This is a genomic window from Xanthomonas sp. NCPPB 1067, from assembly GCF_020783795.1.
Classification (GTDB): domain Bacteria; phylum Pseudomonadota; class Gammaproteobacteria; order Xanthomonadales; family Xanthomonadaceae; genus Xanthomonas; species Xanthomonas melonis.
On record NZ_JAJGQG010000058.1, the window covers coordinates 1 to 3,361 of the forward strand.

Below are 3,361 nucleotides of genomic sequence, written 5' to 3' on the forward strand. Positions count from 1 at the left end.
ATCGGCGGTATGACACCAGCCGCCTATGCACAACAACTTGCCAACAGCGATATCATCAACCCCGGACTCTAAACCCGGCTGCTACTCAGGACGGGGGGACGTCGCTGCGAGGCGGAGGTGCTCTGGTTGGCGGTCAGCAGCTGGATCGAGGCGGCGGTGATGTCCACGTCCTTGGCCGCGACCACGTTACTGGCCGACTGCGTGTACGTACCGCCGGCCGTCAGGCTGACATTGCCGCCCAGGCTGCCGACGTTGCTGGCCACCTGCGTGACCTGGGCGTTGTCGTCGGTGTGGGTCTTCTTGTTGTAGCCGGCAAAACGCTCGGTGTCGGAGATGACCACCGTGCCGATGCCCTTGCTGGTGGACTGGTTGGCATTGCCCAGGAAGTCCTGGCCGCTCTGGATGGTCAGGTCGCCTGCGGCACGCATGCTGACATTGCCTTGAGCCGCGACATTGCTCGCGGTCAGCGTGATGTCACCCTGCGTGGTGGTCAGGCTGGCATTGCCGCCGACCGACAGCTGGGTGCCGGTGATGGTGTCGGTCTGCCCGTTGCCGGTGCCCTGCTGGTTATAGTTGCCGTACGGCAAGCCGGCCGCGTTTTTGAAGCCCCAGCCCTTGCCGTTGCTGGCATTGCCATTGGCCTGGGTGTTGTGCGCAACGTCGAACACGATGTCCTTGCTCGCAAGCAGCAAGGCGTTGCCTTCGGCCCAACGCAGGGTCAGATTGACTTATTAACTACACCTGACCCCGTTCTTATTGCTTCACTGTACTTACCACCGTTATCGCCTGCTGTTCGCTCAACGAAACGGAACATCAGCAAGATAATGACTTTATTTTCCAGTAATCCCTGGAATTTTTCATCCAATACCTCTGATTATCCGGAATAAGGAAGCTAAAATCCCCGTTTTTCGATGACCAATCGTCATACGCCAGATCTTCGTGAAGCCGCATTCCGTCTAAATGCATATAAATTCGCCGATCAAAATTTATATAGAAATTTGGCAACTTAGACGCAAGGTGGTTTATTTTTAATAAAACTTCAGGGGAAACTTCATCGCCAAACAGGTAATATCGCTCCACTTTGTCGAGCAGAATGTCTGTTTCTATGCAAGAGCTGAGGAAAAATTCCCTTAGTTCTTCCATTGTGACGATTTTTGCGGAACTGTTATTCAAGTACTGATAAAAGTTACTTGAATTGAGCTTTAATGCACCTCCGCGAAAGTCTCTACATGCAGCCTCATATTGATCATTCGCTATATATCCTCGACTCAAGTATGCCTTGTAATCTTTCTCGCCATCTAGAGAAAAATTCTCCTTTCCATCTAAAACCCAAACGCACTGTCCGTCTGAGACAAAAAAGCAAATGCTCAGATTTCCATCCCATAATTTTTCTCCCACTTCATCATTTAGAATCATTTCCAAATTCCTTCAAAAATTCAGACTGTGAATAAACGCGCGCCCCACTGGAGTGCTTTTCAAGTAATGGCTCCCACATCCTTGGCAGCTCTAGAGCGTGTTACGGACTTTGAAGTAGAGACGCGGTATTTCCAAGCATGAGAATGGAGAAGACGACCAAGTGGAGTCCTGCCAGGGTTTCCGGCAGGCGTTCGTAATCACGGGCCAGGCGTCGGAACCGATTGACCCAACCGAAACTGCGGTCCACGACCCAGCGGCGCGCCAGCAATACAAAACCTCTCTTGGCCTCCGGCAGCTTTACCACGTGCAGCTCGATGCCTTCCTCCTGCGCGGCTTCGGCCGGGCCTTGGCCTGTGCAGCGTTGATCGACAAACGCCAGTTTCACAGTCTCGCCCGTGACATGCTGAACTTCCTGCGCCAGCGAGCGCACTTGGGCGCGTTCTTGCTCGTCGGCTGGGGTGACCACTGCTAGCAGGTGGCCGAGCGTATCCACCGCCATGTGCACCTTGCTGCCCTTCTTACGCTTGTAGCCGTCGTAGCCAGCACGTGATCCGCTTTCGCATGTGGACTGCAACGTTCGGCCATCCAGGATCACGGCGCTGGGCTGACCTTGCTTGCCCTGCGCCACGCGCAGCACCGAGCGCAGATCGCTGACCATTGCCTCGAAACAGCCGGCCTGCAGCCATCGTTGGGTCTGCTGGTAGACCGCCTTCCACGGCGGGAATTCATGGGGAATCAAGCGCCACGGTGCCCCAGCACGCGCCATCCAGCGCAGCCCGTTGAACATCAGGCGCAGGTCGTACTTGCGCTGCCGCGCCTGCGGATCCATCAGCGTCGGGTAGGGCGCGGCGAAGGCCCATTCTTCATCGGAGACATCGGTCGGATACGGGCGTGGTGACTTCATCCACTTACGATAGCCGCGAAAGCCTCAAGTTCATAACACGCTCTAGACCTCTCCTAGCGCGTACGGCTTCCGACCGGGCCGCCCCTACACCGGATAGTGTGCTTCGATCAGCGCAAGCAATTGCTTCCACGGAACGATGCGCTCCATCTCCGCTAGGAAGATCTCGCGCCGCGTCTGCTTGCGCTTGTCAGTTGCATGGATGCCTCCTCACCCCGAACCCATAGTGTCGCGCATTTGTGGCACGCTGTTCAGAGATTTCCTAAGCAACCACTTTGTCGGAGCCATTTAATAACTTAAAAACAACCCCTGTCACACCAGCGCATTCAAACCTCCTCTTCACCTCCTCGCTAACAATCAACACCCCCAGACGCCGCTTCAACCTGAATATATGCCTACCATCAATCTTTTCCGGCAATATAACAAGATTAAAAAAACTTCGATAATTCCCAGCCAAGTCCGGACGCACGGGATCATCTTCGGAATAAATTGAAAAATCAGACCTTTCCTCGTCTACGCAATCAACTTGCGTCTCCACTATCATTATAAAATAATTATTTTCTGAACTCCTATTTTCAATTTCGACAGGAGAAAAAATAACATTACTGTACAACTCATCAACTTCTGGTAGCCCAGCCAGAGACCTAACAACTTTATCACCTACAACAGGGACACTTGCGTAGCCTGCCAAAGAAAAGTCTACCTCGTCCCCATCAAATCTAACACTTAATGAATAGCTCCCAGGCTCCATCAAATCAACTGTTGGATTTCTGAACAACCAATTATCTACATGATTGATGTCACCAAGCACCCACTTTCCATCATTCGATAAATCTTGGCTTAGCAAGTAATACTTCACATCAATCTCCTGTCAACCATCTATTAACTTGACTTCCTTTGATTTGTGCTTCCGCTTTAATTCTAGAGAGCGTTTGCGTCACTGCCATTTTGTAGGCAGGTGTGTTAGGGAAACTCTGAACAACTCCCCCTGATCCTGCGACAATCGCACAGACGCAACGGGACGACGACGATGCAACTGACTTT

5 protein-coding genes are annotated in these 3,361 nt (G+C 52.5%); all 5 read right to left on the reverse strand.

The features are described from left to right. Positions 1-68: 68 nt before the first annotated feature. Positions 69-692 carry a hemagglutinin repeat-containing protein gene (locus LL962_RS20675; RefSeq protein WP_228318265.1) on the reverse strand — a complete coding sequence of 208 codons (624 nt, stop codon included), beginning with the start codon at positions 690-692 and terminating at the stop codon, positions 69-71. A 121-nt stretch (positions 693-813) separates the two neighbouring features. Continuing rightward, positions 814-1,416 carry a hypothetical protein gene (locus tag LL962_RS20680; RefSeq protein WP_228318266.1) on the reverse strand — a complete coding sequence of 201 codons (603 nt, stop codon included), beginning with the start codon at positions 1,414-1,416 and terminating at the stop codon, positions 814-816. Positions 1,417-1,516: 100 nt separating this feature from the next. Beyond that, on the reverse strand, positions 1,517-2,320 hold the full coding sequence (locus LL962_RS20685) for an IS5 family transposase (RefSeq protein ID WP_228318267.1): 804 nt from the start codon (positions 2,318-2,320) through the stop codon (positions 1,517-1,519). A gap of 259 nt (positions 2,321-2,579) precedes the next feature. Beyond that, entirely contained in the window at positions 2,580-3,176 is a 597-nt protein-coding gene (locus LL962_RS20690; RefSeq protein WP_228318268.1) for an imm11 family protein, read from the reverse strand. A gap of 1 nt (position 3,177) precedes the next feature. After that, on the reverse strand, positions 3,178-3,361 hold a 184-nt coding region (locus LL962_RS20695; RefSeq protein ID WP_228318269.1), incomplete at its 5' end, for a hypothetical protein.

What these genes read in the sequence shown, in the direction of transcription:
- LL962_RS20680 (WP_228318266.1), bottom strand. Translation starts at nt 1,416, where the DNA reads ATGATTCTAAATGATGAAGTGGGAGAAAAATTATGGGATGGAAATCTG.
- LL962_RS20685 (WP_228318267.1), bottom strand. Translation starts at nt 2,320, where the DNA reads ATGAAGTCACCACGCCCGTATCCGACCGATGTCTCCGATGAAGAATGG.